Here is an 18,675-nt window from a genome sequence, read left to right on the forward strand (position 1 = left end):
GCCGCTCGCTAGGCCCAGATGCGGCGACAGGCAACCGCCGGGCAGGAACGGTCGCAACCAAAGAACGGGCCGCTCGCGAGCGGCCCGGAAGTTTCCATGTCTTAGGGAAACATGCGCATCCGTATATCAGGATACCGGCCGGTCTTGCCACATCCATGGTGAACTCGCCCTTAACGCGCCTCAGCGGCAGTCGCCGACCCGCCGTGCCTCGATCGCATCGGAAAAGGGCGTGCCGTTGACGATCCCCTCGCTCCGGATGAACAGCGCGCGCGGGGTGTCGACGCGCAGCTGGGTGCGGACATGGCCCGCGCCGGGGCAGGTGTAATGGACCGTCGCCCCCCCGGGCGAATCGTCGATCACGAAGCGGGTGCACTGGTCGGCGCGCTGCCGCAGCCGCAGCAGCACCGCCGGATCGGCGACGCAGCTGGCGCGCGGCGGCACGATGCTGCCCGCCGGATGCAGTTCCCACAGCCCCGGTCGGACATGGGCCATCGCCTGCAACACCGGCGCGCGGGCGGGCTGCGCCCCCGCCGCGCCCGCGATCGTGATGAGCAGCGCCGCGACGGCGCGGCCCGGCCTTCCCCCCATGTCGTCCCCCTTCGGCCCGGATCAGGCCGTCACATCCGCCAGCGCCAGCGGAAACTTCGTCGCGCAAAAGGCACAATCGACGGTGATGATGCCGTTCTCGTCGGCCATCGCCGCGCGTTCCTCGACCGGGAACTTGGCGATCACCCCCGCGATATAGTCGCGGTCGCAGCGGCAGCCGCGCACCAGCGGCGTGCTGGCCAGCACGCGCACCTCGCGCTCCTCGTTGAACAGCCGCCACACGATCGTCTCGAGCGGGACCATCGGATCGGCCAGCTCGTCGGCGCCCATGGTCGCGCCCAGCGCCTCGACATGATGCCATTCGGGATGGTCGAGCCGGGTGTGCAGCCGCTCGCGCCCCTCCTCGCCCTCGGGCAGGTGTTGGAGGAAGATGCCGCCTGCGATCCGCGCGCCGTTGTCGTCCACGCCGATGCCGAGGCGGACCAGCGACGGGATCTGTTCGGATTGCAGGAAATAGCTCTCCGCCGCCTGCGCGATCGATTCGCCGTCCAGCGGCACGATGCCCTGGTACCGCTCGCCCGACGTCACCTGGTCGAAGGTGATCGCCAGATAACCCTGCCCGAACAGCGCGAACAGCGACGGCGACTCGCCGAGTTCGGTCAGCCGCTCGCCGTCGAAATCGACATAGCCGCGCAGTTCGCCGTTCTTGTAGTCGCACACCATCAGCCGGACGATCCCGCCCTGGGTCTGCGCCTGGAGCGTCAGCTGCCCCTCCGCTTCCTTCAGCGTCGAGCCGAGCAAGGCGGTCAGCGCCAGCGATTCCGCCAGCAGCCGCTCGATCGGCGCGGGATAGGCATGGGCGGCGAGGATCGACTGCACCACCGGCCCCAGCCGGACGACGCGACCGCGCGCATGATGATCGGGCAGGGTGAACCCGATCGCACGGTCGAGATCGGGCAGGCGGACGGGTTCGGTCAAGACGAAAGGCTCCTTCGGCCCGGCCATGCGGGCAAACTGTGATCGATCGTTCACATGGGAGGCCGGACGCGATTGCGCAAGCGCTTTGCGACAGGCGGTGTCCTGTCAGCCTACATCACCGCCGATCGAACAGCCAATTCGGCGATTCCGTAGCGGAACCGGTCAGTGCCGCGAGATGCGGTTCAGCTGGCGCAGGCACTCCTGCCATTCGGCGGGCAGCGCGTCGCCATGGCCGAAGGAGCGGCGCAGGGCATGGCCCACGCCGTCGCTGCGCGCGGGCACGCGCACGACCTGCCCGGACGGGGCGTCGTCATGGCTATGGGTATCGGTCCGGGTCATGCGTTTCCAACGTGCGCCATCCGATTTCGTTTCAAGCGCCCAGCCGATACAAGCGACGCCCCGCGCACGATGCGGAACGGACGGGACGGACGATGCAACTGGTGACGGAACTAATCGAACGGGTGCGCGACGGATCGCCCTTCCTGTCGGTGCTGCTCGACCGCGAGGGCGATTTCGTCGCGTCGCTGCCGGGCTTCGCCGTCGATCCGGTGGCGGCGGTGGCGCTGGCCGACCCGGACGTGCCGCTGGCGCGTCGCCTGCGGATCGAGCGGCGGCGGCTGGCGCTGCTGGTGGCGCTCGGCGATCTGGCGGGTGCCTATGACCTCACCGCCGTCACCCGCGCGCTGAGCGACTTCGCCGACCATGCGCTCACTCGCGCCATCGCCGCCGCGATCGAGGAGCGGACGCCGGGCGCGCAGGCCGAGGGCTTCGTCGCGATCGCGCTGGGGAAACAGGGGAGCCACGAACTCAACTATTCCTCCGACATCGACCCCATCCTGCTCTACGACCCCGATCGCCTGCCGCGCCGGGCGAAGGACGATCCGGCGGAGGCGGCGGTGCGGATCGGGCGGCGGGTCAGCGAACTGCTCCAGGCGCGCGACGGCGACGGCTATGTCCTGCGCGTCGACCTGCGCCTGCGGCCTTCCCCGGAAGCGACGCCGATCGCGCTGCCGGTGGGGGCCGCGGTATCCTATTACGAATCCGCCGCGCTGCCGTGGGAGCGGGCCGCCTTCATCCGCGCGCGATCGGCGGCGGGCGACGTGGCGCTGGGGCAGGGGTTCCTCGACGCGATCCGCCCGTTCGTGTGGCGGCGCGCGCTGGATTACGGCGCGATCGGCGAGATCCGCGACATCACCCGCCGCATCCGCGATCACTATGCGCAGGGGCAGGCGTTCGGCCCCGGCTATGACCTCAAGCGCGGGCGCGGCGGCATCCGCGAGGCGGAATTCTTCGCGCAGGTCCACCAGCTCGTCCACGGCGGGCGCGAACCGGCGCTGCGGGTGCCCGCGACGCGCGATGCGCTGGCGGCGCTGGCCCGCCACGGCCGGATCGGCGCGGACGAGGCGGCGGTGATGGCGGACGGCTATACGCTGTTCCGCACGATCGAGCACCGGCTCCAGATGGTCGACGATCGCCAGACCCATAGCCTGCCCGCCGCGCCAGAGGCGCTCGACCGGGTGGCGCGACTCCACGGCCTTCCGGACGGCGCGGCGCTGCTCGACCTGCTCCGGCCGCACGTCCGCGCGGTTGCCGCGGTCTATGACCGGCTCGACGGTGCCGCGACGCCCAAGCTGCCCGCCGATGCTGCCTCGCTCCATGCCCGGCTGGCCGAGGCAGGCTTTGCCGATGTGGAGGCGGCGGCCCGGCGCATCGCCGACTGGCGCGGCGGGGCCTATCCGGCGCTCCGCAGTCCGGCAGCGCGCGCCGCGCTGGAGGATGGCCTTCCCGATCTGGTCGCGGCGCTCGCCACCGCCGCCGATCCGCAGGCGGCGCTGCTGCGGCTCGATGCGATGCTGGCGCGACTGCCGAGCGCGATCAACCTGTTCCGCCTGCTCCAGGCGCAGCCCGCGCTCGCCCGGTTGCTTGGGACTATCCTGTGCCACGCGCCGACGCTGGCCGATGCGCTGGCACGGCGGGCGAGCCTGCTCGACGCGCTGATCGACGCGCGGGCGCACGCCCCGGTCGGCAGCGTCGCCGAGCTGACGGCCGAGATGCGCGCGCGTGCGCCCGAGGGCTATGAACGCCTGCTCGATCACGTCCGCGACGTGGTGAACGAGAAGCGGTTCATGCTGGGGGTACAGGTGGTCGCGGGCACCGGCGATCCGCTCGACGTGGCGGCGGGCTATGCCCGGGTCGCCGAAGCGGCGGTGGCGGTGCTGGCGCAGGCGACCGTCGACAGCTTCGCGCAGGCGCATGGGCGGGTGCCGGGCAGCGAACTGGTGGTACTCGCCCTCGGGCGGCTGGGCGGCGGCGCGCTGACCCACGCCTCCGATCTCGACCTGATCTATTGCTTCACCGGCGATTTCGCCGCCGAATCGAACGGGGCGAAGCCGCTCGGCGCCGTCCTCTACTACAATCGCCTCGCGCAGCGGCTGACGGCGGCGCTGTCCGTCCAGACCGCATCGGGGCCGCTGTACGAGGTCGATACCCGCCTGCGTCCCTCCGGCGCGCAGGGGCCGCTGGTGGTCTCGCTCGCCGGGTTCGATCGCTACCAGCGCGAGGATGCGTGGACATGGGAGCATATGGCGCTCACCCGCGCCCGCGCGATCGTCGGGTCGGACGCGGCGCGCGAACAGGCGGGCGCGATCACCCTGCGCGTGCTCGGCGGCGACCGTCCGGCGCGCGACGTGACCGCCGATGCGGTGGCGATGCGCGCGGAAATGGCGCGGCACAAGCCCGCTGCCGGGCCGCTCGACGCCAAGCTGGGCGAGGGCGGGCTGGTCGACCTCGAATTCGCGGTGCATGTCCTGCAACTGCGCCACCGCACCGCGCTGACCCCGGCGCTGGGACAGGCGATCGATGCGCTGGTCGGGCAGGGCCTGCTGCCGCCGACGATGCGCGACGCGCATGATTTCCTGACCCGGCTGATCGTCGCGATGCGGCTGGTCGCGCCCGATGCGCAACTGCCCGCGCCCGCGACCCGCCCGATCCTCGCCGCCGCGCTAGGGCTGGCCGACTGGGACACGGTGCTTGCCACCCTCGCCGCGACGCGGCAGGCGGTGGGCGCGGTATGGCACCGCGTGGCGGCGGAGGAGACGGACGATGGAGATCGGTGACGCAATCCCGGCAGTGACCCTGACCGACAGCGACGGCACGGCGTTCGCGCTGCCCGACGCCGCCGGTCCGAACGGGCTGGTCGTGTATTTCTATCCCAAGGCCGACACGACCGGCTGCACCCGCGAGGCACAGGATTTCACCGCGCTGGCCCCGGCCTTCGCGGCGGCGGGCGTCGCGGTGATCGCCGTATCGCGCGACACGCCCGCACAGCTCGCCCGCTTCGCCGCGAAACATGCGCTCGCCGTCCGCCTCGCCGGCGACGTGGACGGTTCGGCCTGCGAAGCGTTCGGCACCTGGGTCGAAAAGCAGATGTACGGGCGCAGCTACATGGGGATCGAACGGGCGACCTTCGCCTTCGATGCGGGCGGGCGGCTGGCACAGGTCTGGCGCAAGGTGAAGGTGCCGGGCCATGCCGCAGCGGTGCTGGCGGCGATCGGCGTGGCGAACTGATTCGGCGGCATGTTGCTACCGCTGTCACCGCGCACGACGGCGCGCCGACGCGGCTGCAAACGATTCGCCGCACCGCGGCGGCGGTTGGCCGCGCGGGGATGGGGGGTGCGGTTGCGCAACACCGCCATGATCCGGCAAGTCGTTGGCCAGTCGAGGCGCGGGGGGCCGCAGTCTCAACACGCACATTCAACCGTCCGCGTCGGGCAACCGATGCGGACGCAACGCTGGATCGCGGGAACCGATGTCGATTACGCCTGTATTGAGCACCAACACCGCGACTGCCGGCCGGTTCCGCACTTTCTTCCGCGACCGTGAATTCCTGATCCATGACGGCAAGCGCCTGCGTCGCGTGTCGATCGCCGCCCGGACCCAGGCGGTGGCCGCCGGGCTGGCGGCGGTGACGGTCGCCTTCTCCGCCTATGGCATGGGACATGCCGCGCTCGACACCGCGACCGCCGCCGGGCTGGTCGAAGGCCCGACCGCAGAGGCCCGCGTCGCGCAGATGCAGCAGCAGGTGCAGGGCATGCGCCACGACGTCGCCCGCCTGCGCGCCGACGCCCGCGCGCATGCCGCGCGGATCGAGGGGCGGCAACAGGCGCTCGCCGCCGTCCTCACCGGTTCGGACAAGGCCGACGGCCTCGTTCTGGCGGCACTCGACCAGCCTGCGGTGGACCATGCCTCGATCGTGACCCGTCCGTTCGATCGCGTCGCGCGGCAACAGGCGATGATGGCGGCGCAGGCGAAGGCGATGGCCGATGCGCGCTATGCCGATACCGCGCGGACGCTCAAGCGCCTCGGCCTCAACCCGCGCCGGGTGATGCCCGCGATGGGCGGCCCGTACGAACCGGTCGATGCCGCCACCGCCGCCGCGGCGACGGCCAATGCCGCCAATGCCGATGCCGCCGCCGATGCGCAGTTCCGCGCGCTGTTCCTCAGCTGGAAGAAGCTCGACACCATCGAACAGGCGGCGATCTCGATCCCCTCGTTCCAGCCGGTGGCGCATATGGCCTTCACCAGCAACTTCGGCGTCCGTTCGGACCCGTTCCGCGGCACCGCCGCGATGCACGCCGGGGTCGACATCCCCGGCCCGATCGGCACCCCGGTCTATGCCACCGCCGACGGCATCATCTCCCGTGCGGAGCGTGCGGGCGGCTATGGCAATCTGATCGAGGTCAACCACGGCAAGGGCATCGCCACCCGCTACGGCCATCTCTCGAAGATCCTCGTGTCGGAACATGCGCGGGTGAAGCGCGGCCAGTTGATCGGGCTGATGGGCTCGACCGGGCGCTCGACCGGCAGCCACCTGCACTATGAAGTCCGCATCGACGGGTCGGCGGTCAATCCCGCCCCCTATCTCCAGGCGGGCGAGCTGGCGATGGCCGCCGACCGTGCGCAGCGCCAGCGGCTCGCGATGGGCGGCCCGGCGAACTGATCGCGGCGCCTACCGGACGGTTGCCGAGCATCGTCCCGGCGCTTATCTGAGGGGCATGGACGCCCCCGAAGTCACCCTGTCGCCCGCCGCCGCCGCGCGTGTCGCGGCGATCGCCGCCAAACAGGCGAAGCCCGCCATCCTGCGCCTTTCGGTCGAGGGGGGCGGCTGTTCCGGCTTCCAGTATCGCTTCGGTCTGGCCGATGCGCCCGAAGGCGACGATCTGGTCGCCGAGACGGACGGTGTGCGGCTGGTGGTCGATCCCGTCAGCATCGATCTCGTGCGCGGTGCCGAGGTCGATTTCGTCGAATCGCTCGGTGGCGCGGCGTTCCGCGTGACCAATCCGCAGGCGGCATCGGGCTGCGGCTGCGGCACCAGCTTCGCCGTCTGACGCGGACGTGAAGATCGTCACCTACAACGTCAACGGCATCAAGGCGCGCCTGCCCCGGCTGCTGGAGTATCTCGAAGAACAGGCGCCCGACATCGTCTGCCTCCAGGAACTGAAATCGAGCGACGAGACCTTTCCCGAAGCCGAGGTCCGCGCGGCGGGCTATGGCGCATTGTGGCACGGGCAGAAGGGGTTCAACGGCGTCGCGGTGCTGGCGCGCGGGACCGATCCGGTCGAACGGCAGCGCGGCCTCGCCGGCGAGGACGACGACGCGCACAGCCGCTATCTCGAGGCGGAGGTGGACGGCCTGATCGTCGCCTCGATCTATCTCCCCAACGGCAATCCGCAGCCCGGCCCCAAGTTCGACTACAAGCTGCGCTGGATCGACCGGCTGCGCGCCCGCGCGCTGACGCTGCTGGCCGAGGAGCGCGCGGTCGTGCTGGCGGGCGATTACAACGTCATCCCCAACGACGACGACGTATTTTCGGTCCGGGCGATGGCGAGCGACGCGCTGATGCAGCCCGGATCGCGCGCCGGATACCGCGCGCTGCTGGCGCAGGGGTGGACCGACGCGCTGCGCACCCGCCACCCGCGGGGCGGGGTGTGGACCTTCTGGGACTATCAGGCGGGGTCGTGGCCGCGCGACGCGGGGTTCCGCATCGATCACCTGCTGCTCAGCCCTGTCGCTGCCGACCGGCTGGTCGATGCGGGCGTCGACAAGGACTATCGCGGTCGCGAGAAGGCGAGCGACCACGCGCCGACCTGGGCCCGGCTGCGATGATCGTCCGCCTGGGCGCGCTCGCCGCCTGCCTTTGCGTCGCGGCGACCGCGCAGGCGCGTGACTATTGCCCGACCCGCCCCAGCCTCGGCCAGTCGGCCTGCGTGCTTGATCCCGGCCGTGTCGCGATCGAGACCGCGCTCGCCGACTGGGAGCGCGAGGACGACAGCGATACGGTGCTGTTCGGCGACAGCCTGTTGCGCATCGGCGTGACCGACCGTGCCGAGGTGCAACTCGGCTGGACCCCGCTCGGCATCGCCCGCGACCGCAGCGACGGCAGCCGCACCGCGCGCACCGGCGACATCAGCATCGGCGGGCGCATCAACCTGCACAACCCCGACGGCACGGGGCTGTCCTACGGCCTGCAACCCGCGCTGGTGGTGCCGGTGGGGCGCAGCCCGATCGGCGACCGCGCGTGGAGCCTCGGCGTGATCGCCCCCGTCACCTACGACCTGCGCGACGGGCTGAACCTGCAATTCTCGCCGCAGCTCCGCTGGATCGCCGCGGTGGACGGCGGCGCGCGGCACCTCGAACCCTCGGCCGTGCTCGGGATCGATGTCGAACTGACCGACAGCGTCGAGACGACCGCCGAGGTGCAGTGGCTGCACGATCCCGGCGTCGATACGGCCAGTGCCGCCCTGTCGCTGGCATGGAAGCTCGACGACGACCTGTTCGTCGATTGCGGCACGGTGGTCGGGCTGAACGACGCGACGGCGCCGTTCCGCTTCTACAGCGGTATTTCGCGCCGCTTCTGATCGCTGTCGGGCGATTGTGACAATTCGCCGATATGCATTTCCCAACCGATGGTGAAATTCGCGACGCTTTGGTGGCATTTCCCACATCTACAGCTGTAGTCAAAATCTAAGCTATTGAAAAGCAAGCTAAAATAAAACTGGCACGGTGGATGCAATGTAGTGGGCAAGCCCGGTGACACGCCGGACTGCACAGGGAGATTGCACCATGACCGCCATTCGCTTCGCCGCTTCGACCGTCCTCGGCCTGATCGCCGCCACCTCGGCCTTCGCCGCCGAACCCGAAGTCGCCGCCGTTCCCGCGACCGTCGCGACGACCGTCGCCACCACGACCGCCACCGCCGCTACCCCCGCCGCCAAGCCGCGCAAGACCCGCTACTGCGTCCGTTCGGAAGCGATGACCGGCTCGCGCCTCACCCGCATGGACTGCAACACCCGCGGCACCTGGATCGCGATGGGCGTCGATATCGACGCGATGATCGCCAACACCCGCCGCTGATCCACCCCCCCCGAAGCAACCCACCAGGAGTAATCGCAATGCCTTACACGATGCTGCTCGCGGCGATGCTGTCCGCCGCGCCCCAGGCGACCACCGTTCCCGCCGGAGTCGCGGTCGCCGCGACGACGACGACGACCGCCCCCACCGAACGGACCTTCCGCGGCACGCCGGTCCGCGCCGACACCAGGGTGTGCGTCCGGACCGAGCGCGCCGGTTCGTTCATCGCCGCCAAGACCTGCCGCAGCTATGCGCAGTGGCTGCGCGACGGCACCGATCCGCTGGCGACCAAGGGCGCACGCTGACCCCCGCCGTCCCGACCGGGCAGGGCCCGCCCGGTTCAGGACGACGCTACAGCCACCGCTCGTACATCTGATACACGCGGTTGACCTTGCTATCGATGGTCGTGGCGATCGCGTTCATGCCCTGATTGTCGTCGAGCACCCAGCCGATCTCGCCGCGCGACGCGCCGAACTTGGCCACCGCATCGCGGCGGATATATTCGATCATCATGAAGGCAAGCTGGCTCGCCATCCGCGATGCCTGCAGCTTCTTGACCACCCCCATCAGCGGCACGCGCATCGTCCGCGCCTTGGGCGCGCGAAGCCACAGCAGCAGCCTGGCCCAGTTGAACGGCAGCAGATTGCCCTTCATGGGTTTCAGCGGCTCGTTCATGTCGGGCAGGGTGATCATGAACGCGACGGGCTCGCCGTCCAGTTCGGCGATGCGGATCAGGTCGCCGAACACCAGCGGCTTCAGCTTCTTGCCCACATCGTCCACCTCGGGCTGGGTCAGCGGCACGAAGCCCCAGTTGTCCGACCATGCATCGTTCAGGATGCGCAGGATGATCGCCGCCTCGTCGGCGAACTTCGACTTGTCGACCCGGCGGATATGGATGCGCGGGTTCTTCTCGCCCGCCGCGACGATGCGCTGCACGATCGGCGGAAAATCCTTGGTGATGTCCAGCTCATAGGTGATGAGCTGCTTGACCGGCTGGTAGCCGGCGCCCTCGATCCAGCCTTTGTACTGCGGCAGGTGGTGGCCCATCAGCACCGTCGGGCTGTGGTCATGGCCTTGGATCAGCAGCCCCGGCTCTTCCCAGACCGACAGGCTGCACGGCCCGATCGCCCGCGTCATCCCCTTGGCACGCAGCCAGTCCTCGGCCTGAGCGATCAGCGCGTCACCAGCTTCCCGGTCCTCGACCTCGTACATGCCCCAGAAGCCGACGCCGGGGCCGAAGCCCTTGTCGGCAGGCATCGTCAGCGCCAGCGTATCGATGTGCGCCGAGATCCGCCCGACGACCTTGCCCGCGCGCTCGGCGAGGAACAGCCGCCCCTCGGCATGGCTGAACCAGCCGTTCTTCTTCGGATCGATCGCGCCCGCCACTTCGGACTTCAGCGGCGGCACCCAGTGCGGATCGTTCGCATACAGGCGATAGGGCAGGGCGATGAACGCCTTGCGATCGGCAGCGGTCAGGACCGGACGGACAGTGATCGACATGGCATACCCCCGAAACGACGACGGGGCGGCAATGCGCCGCCCCGTCCCAAACTTCAAATGACAAATCGGTCATCCGCGGTACCGCGGGTGCCCCTTCGCCACGCCGCCCGACAGTTCGGCGACCTTCGGATACTTCTTGGCCACCTCGTCGGTATAGCCGAGGTTGAACACGGTCGGGCTCTTTTCCGGGCGTTCCGAACGTTCGTAATGGGTGCCGAACACCTTGTCCCAGAAGAAGTTGGTGATGCCGAAATTGCCGTGCTCGTCATGGAAGTGATGCGCCATGTGCTTGCGCTTCCATGCGACCAGCAGCTTGTTCTTTGGCTTGTAGGCCAGATGCTGGATGCAGTGGCAGAATTCGTAGAAGCAGGTGGTCAGCAGCCCCGTCGCCAGCGCCGCCATCGCCCCGCCGAACCCGCCGATGGCATAACCGATCGGCGCGGTCGCGATCGCGATCGCGGGCAGGGTGGTGTGCAGCGCGCCGAACAGCACCTCCAGATGGTTGGGATCCTGGTGATGGTCGTAATGGATGCGCTTCCACGTCGCGGCCAGCGGCGCGAACTTGAACATCCAGTTGGAATGCAGCACCCAGCGGTGCAGCACATACCACACCAGCGGATAGGCGACGATCGCGACGCCGATCGACGCCAGCGTCGGCACCAGCGGCGCGGGCGACCAGGCGAACAACCCGATCGCGACGACCGACAACGCGATATACGCGATGATCGCCGGATACTGGAAATAGGCGACGACCAGTTCCTTGAAGGTCATCTTGTCGAGATGGTGCGACTTCTTCCAGAAGCCCTGCTTCTCGGTGATCGCGGTCATCGGCACAATTCCCTACTCGAATCCTCTTGCGGGCGACGTGGCCCATCCTGTCCCTCTGGCGGCGCTTTGCGGCCAAAGTAGGACGCAATCGCGTCTATTCCTCGGTCCGGATCAGCACCGCCTCACCGATCAGGAAGAATAGCAGGAACGGGGCCCAGGCCGCCAGAAACGGCGGATATGCGCCCAGGTTCCCCATCGCCAGCGCGAAATTGTCCGCCACGAAATAGGTGAAGCCGAGCGCCATGCCAATGACCGCGCGCACGAACAATTTGCCCGATCGCGCCACGCCGAACGCCGCCACCGCCGCCAGCAGCGGCATCAGCACCGCCGACAGCGGCCCCGACAGCTTGTGCCACAATGCGCCCTCCAGCGCCTTGGTCGGGCGGCCCGCCTCGGTCAGGTCGTCGATCGCGGTCGACAGCTGGCCGAACGACAGCCCGTCGGGATCGACGTTCTGGAGCGTGAACTGATCGGGCCGCACCCCGCCCGCGATGCGTAGCGTGCCCAGCCGCTCGCGCTTGCCCGTAGCCACGGTGAAGCGCTCCGCCCCCTCGATCCGCCATGCGCCGTTCTCGCGGCGTCCCCCGCTGGCGGTGACGAGCGCGACGAGCGAGCTGCCCTGCCGGGTGTAGACGGTGATGCCGCGCAGCCGCGTCGCCTCGCCCCGGCCCGATACCTGCGCCACCTGGATCAGATTGTCGCCGTCGCGCACCCACACGTTGGTGCGGTCGCCGCGATCGACCGGCATCGCGCCGTAATCGACATCGTCCCATGCGCTCAGCGTCGCGGTGGCGCGCGCCACCACCCGTTCGTTGAACGCGAACGATACCGCGGCGACGCCGAAGCTGGCGAGGATCAGCGGGGCGAGCACCTGATGCGCGGACAGGCCCGCCGCCTTCAGGCTGATGATCTCGCTGTTCTGGTTGAGCTGGGTCAGCGTCAGGATCGTGCCGAGCAGCACCGAGAACGGCAGGAACCGCGCCACGATCTGCGGCGCGCGCAGCGAGATATACTGCAGGATCTGCGCCTGCCCGTTGCCCGGCTGGGCGAGGATCTTGCCGCTTTCGCTGAGCAGGTCGAGCGCCTGCAACACCAGCACCAGCGCGAACAGGATCGCGAAGGTGCGCACGAGGAACAGCCGTGCCATGTATACGGCGATGGTCGTGGAGGGAAAGAAGCTGCGCATCACGCCGCCGCCTTCCGGCGCCTGCCCGGCAGGTACCGCCCGATCAGCTTGCCGAGCTTGGCCGCGCCGCGCTCCAGCCCGCCGATCGGCTGGCCGCCCGGGACATGGGCGATGACGTAGTAGAGCCGGAACACCAGCGCGGCGAACAGCAGGAACGGCCCCCATAGCGCGATGATCGGGTCGATCCGGCCGAGGCTGCCGACCGCTTCGCCATATTCGTTGATCTTGTGATAGGTGACGATCAGCACGATCGACAGGAACACCCCCAGCGCCGATGACGATCGCTTGGCGGGTACGCCCAGCGCCAGCGCCAGCATCGGCAGCAGGAACATCGTCGCCACCTCGGCCAGGCGGAAGTGGAAATTGGCGCGCGCGCCGTCGCGATCCTCCTCGCTCACCGTCGGATCATGGCCGGTGATCGCCAGCTGCGGCAGCGTCTGTTCGAGGTCGCGTCCGCCGCGCGGGCGGAAGTTGCCGAACTTGGGCAGGTCGATCGGCAGGTCGTGCGCGGTGAAGGTCAGCGTGCGCGGCACCCGGAAATCGGGGGAATTATGGATCAGCGTGCCGTTGGTCAGGCGGAAGATGATGACATTGGGATCGTCGGTGCGCAGGAACTGCCCGCTTTCGGCGGTCACGCCCAGCCACTGGCCGTCCTTCTGGCTCGCCTGCACAAAGATGCCGCGCAACTCGGCCCCCGAATTGCGGCTCTCCTCGATGCGCAGCGTCATCCGCTCGCCCAGCCTGGTGAACTCGCCGACCTTGATCGAGGCACCCAGTGCGCCGGTGCGCAGCTCGAAGCGCAGCGCCTCGTAATTATAGCGCGCCAGCGGCTGGACGAAGCCGACGATGGCAAGGTTCGCCGCCGCCAGCACGATGGCGTAATAGAAGGGCACGCGCAGCAGCCGCCAGTAGCTCATGCCGACGCCCAGCATCACGTCCAGCTCCGACGAGGTGGCGAGCTTGCGGAACGCGAGCAGGATGCCGAGCATCAGCCCGATCGGGATGCCCAGCCCCAGATACTCGGGCAGCAGGTTGGCGAGCATCCGCCACACCACGCTGACCGGCCCGCCCTCCGCCGCCACGAAATCGAACAGCCGCAGCATCCGGTCGAGGACGAGCAGCATCGCCGAGATCAACAGCGTGGAGAACAGCGGCACCGCGATCAGCCGGGCCATGTAGCGATCGATCGATGGCATGGGGCACGGCTATACCGAAGGTTACGCCCGAAGCTAGCCCTCACGATCCTCCCCGTTCACGGGGAGGGGGACCATGCGCAGCATGGTGGAGGGGGGTATCCGCGAACGCTGCCATTGCGCCTGGGGCGACCCCCCTCCACCACCGCTTCGCGGCGGTCCCCCTCCCCGTGCCGGGGAGGATCTTACGAAAGGACTCCCACGGCCTTCCCCGCCGCCGCGAACATGCCGAGGATCGTCTCGACCTGTTCGTCGCTATGTTCCGCGCACAGCGAACAGCGCAGCAGGAACGTGCCCGCCGGAGTCGCGGGCGGGCGCGCCATGTTGACGTACAGCCCGCCCTCCAGCAGCGCCTGCCACATCGCGACCGCCTGCGTCTGGTCCTTCAGGATCACCGCGATGATCGCCGACTGCGGCGTATCGGTGCCGAGCGTGAAGCCCAGTTCCTTCAAGCCGCCGTGCAGCCGCCGGCTGTTCTTCCACAGATGCGCGCGCTTGTCGGCGGCATGCATCAGTTTCCGGATCGAGGTCGCCGCGGTCGCCACCACCGACGGCGGCAGCGACGCGGTGAACACATAGGGGCGGCACACCAGCCGCAGCACGTCGAACTTCGGGTGGTTGGACACGCAGAAGCCGCCGACCGTCCCGACCGACTTGGAGAAGGTGCCGACGACGAAATCGACGTCCTTCTCGACGCCCTGCTCCTCGTACACCCCGCGCCCGTTGGGGCCGAAGAAGCCCATGCCGTGCGCCTCGTCGACCAGCACCATCGCGCCGTGCTTCTTGGCCACCGCCACCATCTCAGGGAGCGGCGCGATGTCGCCGAGCATCGAATAGACGCCCTCCAGCACCACCAGCTTGCCCGGCTCCTTCGGGAGTCGGCCCAGCCGCCGGTCGAGGTCCTCGACCGAATTGTGGCGGAAGCGCACGATCTCCGCGTTGCCCAGCGAACAGCCGTCGTAGATCGATGCATGGCTGTCGGCGTCGAGGATGATATATTCGCCCTTGCCCGCCAGCGTCGAGATGATGCCGAGATTCGCCTGATAGCCGGTCGAGAATACCATGGCATGCTCGGTGCCGTAGAATTCGCGCAGCGCCGCCTCGCAATCCTTGTGCGGGTCATAGGTGCCGTTCAGCACCCGGCTGCCGGTGGTGCCCGATCCGAAATCGTCGAACGCCTGCTTGCCCGCCGCGATCACGTCGGGGTCGAAGGTCATGCCCATGTAGTTGTAGGTGCCGAGCAGGATCGTGTCCTTGCCCCGGATCACCGCCTGCGTCGGCGACGTCACCTTGTCCATCACGATCGCGAACGGATCGCGCACGCCCGTCGCCAGCAGCGCCTCGCGCTCGGCGATCAGGGGGTCGAACTTGCTGAACAGGTCGCGTTCGGGGGCGATGTCCGCCGGATCGGCGGGCAGGGCGTGCGAGGTGGCGGCGGCTTCGGTCATGGTTGCTTCCAGGGAAGGTCCGTTCGGTTCGAGGAACGATCGCGCTTGTCGAGAGCGTGTCTCGAGAACCGTTCTCGACAGGCTCGAACCGAACGGGGGGTGCTTAGTTGGTCTTCAGCTTTTCGACGGCATCGGCCAGCTGGCCGACGGTCTCGATCTCGGCCTGCATGTTCATGGTGATGACGATGTCGAACTCGTCCTCCACCGCCGCCACGAAATCCATCACGGTCAGGCTGTCCCATTCGAGGTCGCCCGCAAAGGTCGTCGCCTCGGTCAGTGCGACGCCCTTCTTGTTGAACGGCTCGATCAGGCCGGTGATGGTGGCGAGGGTGGCGGCACGGTCGCTCATGCGGGTCTTTCCGATAAGGTTGCTTGGTCGCGCCTATAGCAGACCGTGCGCGCGATACCATGCCGCCGTGTCGGCAAGGCCCCGCGCCGTCGCGACGCGCGGTTCCCACAGCTCGGGCGGCGGGCGGCGCGCCGGATCGGCGGTCCAGTCGGGATGCGCCAGATAGCTCGCCCGGTCGGGCGTCAGCTTGGCCTTGTCCCCCCGCAACCGCCGGTCGATCCGCGCGCCCAGCCGCAGCAGCGCGGCGGGCAGATGCAGCGGCAGCACCCGCTGCCCCACCGCCTGTCCGATCAACGCGGCCAGTTCGGCATGGGTCAGCGGATGGCCGTCGTCCACCTCATACATGTCGCCTGCGCCCGGCTGATCGAGCAGCGCCAGCAGCAGCCGCGCCAGATCGTCCACCGCGACCAGCCCGACCCGCCCCGGCGGCGGCAGCAGCGCGAGGCCGCGTGCCGCCATGCGGAACATGTCGCGCAACTCGGTGTCGCCCGGCCCATAGACGCCGCCCGGCCGCACGATCGTCCAGTCCAGTCCGCTCGCCTCGATCACCGCCTCGCCGCCGCACTTCGACGCGCCATAGCGGGACAGCTGCGGCTCGCGCGCCGACAGCGACGAGACATGGACGAACCGCCGCACCCCGCCTTCGCGCGCCGCATCGACCATCGCCTGCGTGCCGGTCACGTTCCCGGCGGTGAAGCCCGCCGCATCGGCCGCGTTCACCACGCCCGCGACATGCAGCACCGCATCGGCGCCGGCGACCAGCTCGGCCAGGCTGTCCGGCTTGTCGAGCGCGCCGCGCACCCAGCTGACGTTCGGCTCGGCCGGTTGCGCCCGCCGGGTCAGCGCGCGGATGTGCAGCCCGCCGCTCGCCCCCAGTGCGATCACCCGCCGCCCGACGAAGCCGGTGCCCCCGGTCAGCGCGATCGTCTTCACAGCACCGCCATATGGTTGCGATGCACCAGCGCGGACCGTGGCGCATAGCCGAGCAGTTCACCCAGTTCCTCGCTGCGCCGCCCGACGATCCGCGCCGCATCGGCGGCGTCATATTCGGCAAGGCCGCGCGCGACGGTCCGCCCGGTCGCATCGACCACCCGCACCAGATCGCCGCGCGCGAAATCGCCCTCTACCGCCGTGGCCCCCGCGGGCAGCAGGCTGCGCCCCGCCGCCAGCGCGGCGACCGCGCCCGCATCCACCCGGATCGCCCCGCGATCGGTCAGCCCACCCGACAGCCACGCCTTGCGCGCCGGTGCTCCGCGCGCGGCGGCGAAGACCGTGCCGTGCCCGGTCGCGGCGAAGCGGGCGAGGGGGTGGTCGATCCGCCCGCTGGCGATCGCCAGCGTCGCCCCGGCGGCGGTGGCGATTCGTGCCGCCTCCACCTTCGACACCATGCCCCCCGATCCCATCCCCGACGACGACTTCGCATCGGCCATGGCCAGGACGGCGGCGTCGATCGTCTCGACCCGCGCGATCAGCTTCGCGTCCGGATTGCTATGCGGGTTCGAATCATACAGCCCGTCGATGTCGGACAGCAGCACCACGCCGTTCGCCCGCGCCGCCGCGCCGACCCGCGCCGCCAGCCGGTCGTTGTCGCCGAAGCGGATTTCCTCCGTCGCCACGCTGTCGTTCTCGTTGACGACCGGCACGACGCCGAGCTTGAGCAACCGCCCCAGCGTCGCCGCGACGTTCAGATAGCGGCGGCGATCCTCCATATCGTCGAGCGTCACCAGCAGCTGCGCGGCGGTCAGCCCATGGTTGCCGAGCAGTTCGGCCCATACGCTCGACAGCGCGATCTGCCCCGTCGCGGCGGCGGCCTGCGCATCCTCGAGGCTCGCCCGGCCCCCCTTGCCGAGCCCCAGCCGCCGCGCCCCCAGCGCGATCGCGCCCGAGGATACGACGACGACCTGCTGCCCGCTGCGCACCCGCTCGGCGATGTCGGCGACGAGGCCCGTCAGCCACGGCCGCCGCACCGTCCCGTCGGGCGCGACGAGCAGCGACGAGCCGACCTTCACGACCAGACGCGGCCCGAACAGCGCCTCCCCCTGGCCGCAAGGATCGTTTACACCGGCGACCATTCGCCCGGTTCCTCTCCGTCATCCTGCGCCGCATGCATCGCGCCCGGCCCGATTACCTCGAGCAGCCGGTCGAGCACCGCCTCCAGCCCCTGTCCGGTCGCGCCGGACAGCGGCAGCACCTGCGCCCCGCTCGCCGCCTCCAGCTCGGCGATGAGCGCCGCCGTCAGCTCCTCGTCGAGCAGATCGGCCTTGTTCAGCGCGATCACCTCGGGTTTGTCGATCAGGTCCGCGCCATAGTTCTCCAGCTCCTGCCGGACGATGCGGTACGCCTCGACCGGATCGTCGGCATGGCTGTCGATCAGGTGCAGCAGCACGCGGCACCGTTCGATATGCCCGAGGAACCGGTCGCCGATCCCGGCCCCCTCCGCCGCACCCTCGATCAGTCCGGGGATGTCCGCCACCACGAACTCGCGGTCGCGGTGGCTGACGACGCCCAGCTGCGGGCGGGTGGTGGTGAAGGCATAGGCGCCGACCTTGGCATTGGCATTGGTCACGGCGTTGATGAAGGTCGACTTGCCCGCATTGGGCAGGCCCACCAGCCCGGCATCGGCCAGCAGCTTGAGGCGCAGCCATACCCACGCCTCGTCCCCCGGCCAGCCGGTGCCGTGCTGGCGCGGCGCGCGGTTGGTGGACGTCTTGTAGCTGGCGTTACCGCGCCCGCCGTCGCCGCCGCGCAGGAACACCTCGCGCTGGCCCGCGCGGGTGAAGTCGGCGAGCACCGTCTCCTTGTCCTCCGACAGCACCTGCGTACCCACCGGCACCCGGATCACCAGGTCGTTGCCGCCCGGCCCGGTCCGGTTGGAACCCGCGCCGCCCGAACCGCGGGGGGCGCGGAAATGTTGGGTGTAGCGAAAGTCGATCAGCGTGTTCAGCCCGGCGACGGCTTCAAAGATGATGTCGCCGCCCTTGCCGCCGTTGCCGCCGTCGGGGCCGCCATATTCCATGAACTTTTCACGGCGGAAACTGACGGCGCCGGGGCCGCCCCCGCCCGAACGGACGAAGATCTTGGCTTGGTCGAGAAAATGCATGGGTCTGCGCTTAGTCGGACTCGCGCGAGGGGGAAAGGGTGTTCCGCCATCGTCTTGTTTGCCTGTGTCGGATCGGACGGGAATCATGCGGCAACGAAGCCCATCCGTTCGTCCCGAGTAGCCATTGAGCCCGTCGA

Annotated in this window: 20 protein-coding genes; 8 read left to right on the plus strand and 12 right to left on the minus strand. The window is 69.4% G+C overall.

Annotated features, from left to right (window positions below; translation table 11 throughout):
• Positions 1–180: 180 nt before the first annotated feature.
• The 3 genes from ABLE43_RS12710 to ABLE43_RS12720 all read right to left on the minus strand — a co-directional run bounded on the left by ABLE43_RS12710 (position 181) and on the right by ABLE43_RS12720 (position 1,863).
• Positions 181–588, minus strand: coding sequence for a DUF3617 domain-containing protein (locus ABLE43_RS12710; protein WP_348978809.1), 408 nt, complete (start codon positions 586–588; stop codon positions 181–183).
• A gap of 21 nt (positions 589–609) precedes the next feature.
• On the minus strand, positions 610–1,551 hold the full coding sequence (gene hslO / locus ABLE43_RS12715) for an Hsp33 family molecular chaperone HslO (protein ID WP_425475269.1): 942 nt from the start codon (positions 1,549–1,551) through the stop codon (positions 610–612).
• A gap of 135 nt (positions 1,552–1,686) precedes the next feature.
• Positions 1,687–1,863, minus strand: coding sequence for a hypothetical protein (locus ABLE43_RS12720; RefSeq protein ID WP_348978811.1), 177 nt, complete (start codon positions 1,861–1,863; stop codon positions 1,687–1,689).
• A 92-nt stretch (positions 1,864–1,955) separates the two neighbouring features.
• Between ABLE43_RS12720 and ABLE43_RS12725 the strand changes: the two genes are divergently transcribed.
• The 8 genes from ABLE43_RS12725 (at position 1,956) to ABLE43_RS12760 (ending at position 9,239) form a co-directional block, all read left to right on the plus strand.
• Positions 1,956–4,640: a bifunctional [glutamine synthetase] adenylyltransferase/[glutamine synthetase]-adenylyl-L-tyrosine phosphorylase gene (locus ABLE43_RS12725; RefSeq protein WP_348978812.1), complete on the plus strand. Its 2,685-nt coding sequence runs from the start codon at positions 1,956–1,958 to the stop codon at positions 4,638–4,640.
• On the plus strand, positions 4,627–5,091 hold the full coding sequence (locus ABLE43_RS12730) for a peroxiredoxin (protein WP_348978813.1): 465 nt from the start codon (positions 4,627–4,629) through the stop codon (positions 5,089–5,091). The genes ABLE43_RS12725 and ABLE43_RS12730 overlap by 14 nt, the downstream gene beginning before the upstream one ends.
• Positions 5,092–5,332: 241 nt before the next feature.
• Complete coding sequence (locus tag ABLE43_RS12735; protein ID WP_348978814.1) at positions 5,333–6,523, plus strand: M23 family metallopeptidase; 1,191 nt, start codon at positions 5,333–5,335, stop codon at positions 6,521–6,523.
• A gap of 55 nt (positions 6,524–6,578) precedes the next feature.
• A complete protein-coding gene (locus tag ABLE43_RS12740) occupies positions 6,579–6,911 on the plus strand; it encodes a HesB/IscA family protein (RefSeq protein ID WP_348978815.1) in 333 nt (110 codons plus the stop codon).
• A 7-nt stretch (positions 6,912–6,918) separates the two neighbouring features.
• Positions 6,919–7,689: an exodeoxyribonuclease III gene (gene xth, locus ABLE43_RS12745; protein ID WP_348978816.1), complete on the plus strand. Its 771-nt coding sequence runs from the start codon at positions 6,919–6,921 to the stop codon at positions 7,687–7,689.
• Positions 7,686–8,441, plus strand: a complete 756-nt coding sequence (locus tag ABLE43_RS12750) for a transporter (RefSeq protein WP_348978817.1) — start codon at positions 7,686–7,688, stop codon at positions 8,439–8,441. Before xth ends, ABLE43_RS12750 begins: the two co-directional genes overlap by 4 nt.
• 205 nt (positions 8,442–8,646) lie before the next feature.
• A complete protein-coding gene (locus tag ABLE43_RS12755) occupies positions 8,647–8,937 on the plus strand; it encodes a hypothetical protein (protein ID WP_348978818.1) in 291 nt (96 codons plus the stop codon).
• A 38-nt stretch (positions 8,938–8,975) separates the two neighbouring features.
• The gene (locus ABLE43_RS12760; protein WP_348978819.1) at positions 8,976–9,239 is read left to right on the plus strand and encodes a hypothetical protein; all 264 of its coding nucleotides are present in this window, start codon (positions 8,976–8,978) and stop codon (positions 9,237–9,239) included.
• A gap of 46 nt (positions 9,240–9,285) precedes the next feature.
• Here ABLE43_RS12760 and ABLE43_RS12765 read toward each other — a convergent pair whose 3' ends face one another.
• From ABLE43_RS12765 to obgE, 9 genes are all read right to left on the minus strand, one after another.
• Positions 9,286–10,434, minus strand: a complete 1,149-nt coding sequence (locus ABLE43_RS12765) for an N-acetyltransferase (protein ID WP_348978820.1) — start codon at positions 10,432–10,434, stop codon at positions 9,286–9,288.
• A gap of 69 nt (positions 10,435–10,503) precedes the next feature.
• Positions 10,504–11,262, minus strand: a complete 759-nt coding sequence (locus tag ABLE43_RS12770; RefSeq protein WP_348978821.1) for a sterol desaturase family protein — start codon at positions 11,260–11,262, stop codon at positions 10,504–10,506.
• Between the two features lie 94 nt (positions 11,263–11,356).
• On the minus strand, positions 11,357–12,448 hold the full coding sequence (lptG, locus tag ABLE43_RS12775) for an LPS export ABC transporter permease LptG (protein WP_348978822.1): 1,092 nt from the start codon (positions 12,446–12,448) through the stop codon (positions 11,357–11,359).
• A complete protein-coding gene (lptF, locus tag ABLE43_RS12780) occupies positions 12,448–13,644 on the minus strand; it encodes an LPS export ABC transporter permease LptF (RefSeq protein ID WP_348978823.1) in 1,197 nt (398 codons plus the stop codon). The genes lptG and lptF overlap by 1 nt, the downstream gene beginning before the upstream one ends.
• A 182-nt stretch (positions 13,645–13,826) precedes the next feature.
• On the minus strand, positions 13,827–15,089 hold the full coding sequence (gene spt, locus ABLE43_RS12785; RefSeq protein ID WP_348978824.1) for a serine palmitoyltransferase: 1,263 nt from the start codon (positions 15,087–15,089) through the stop codon (positions 13,827–13,829).
• Positions 15,090–15,192: 103 nt separating this feature from the next.
• Complete coding sequence (locus tag ABLE43_RS12790) at positions 15,193–15,438, minus strand: acyl carrier protein (protein WP_348978825.1); 246 nt, start codon at positions 15,436–15,438, stop codon at positions 15,193–15,195.
• Between the two features lie 33 nt (positions 15,439–15,471).
• Positions 15,472–16,371, minus strand: coding sequence for an NAD-dependent epimerase/dehydratase family protein (locus ABLE43_RS12795; RefSeq protein ID WP_348978826.1), 900 nt, complete (start codon positions 16,369–16,371; stop codon positions 15,472–15,474).
• Positions 16,368–17,510 (minus strand): glutamate 5-kinase, encoded by a 1,143-nt coding sequence (gene proB, locus ABLE43_RS12800; protein ID WP_348978827.1) that lies wholly within the window; start codon positions 17,508–17,510, stop codon positions 16,368–16,370. The genes ABLE43_RS12795 and proB overlap by 4 nt, the downstream gene beginning before the upstream one ends.
• Positions 17,495–18,538, minus strand: a complete 1,044-nt coding sequence (gene obgE, locus ABLE43_RS12805) for a GTPase ObgE (RefSeq protein WP_348978828.1) — start codon at positions 18,536–18,538, stop codon at positions 17,495–17,497. Before obgE ends, proB begins: the two co-directional genes overlap by 16 nt.
• Between the last annotated feature and the right edge of the window lie 137 nt (positions 18,539–18,675).

Source organism: Sphingomonas silueang, assembly GCF_040049155.1.
Lineage (GTDB): Bacteria > Pseudomonadota > Alphaproteobacteria > Sphingomonadales > Sphingomonadaceae > Sphingomonas > Sphingomonas silueang.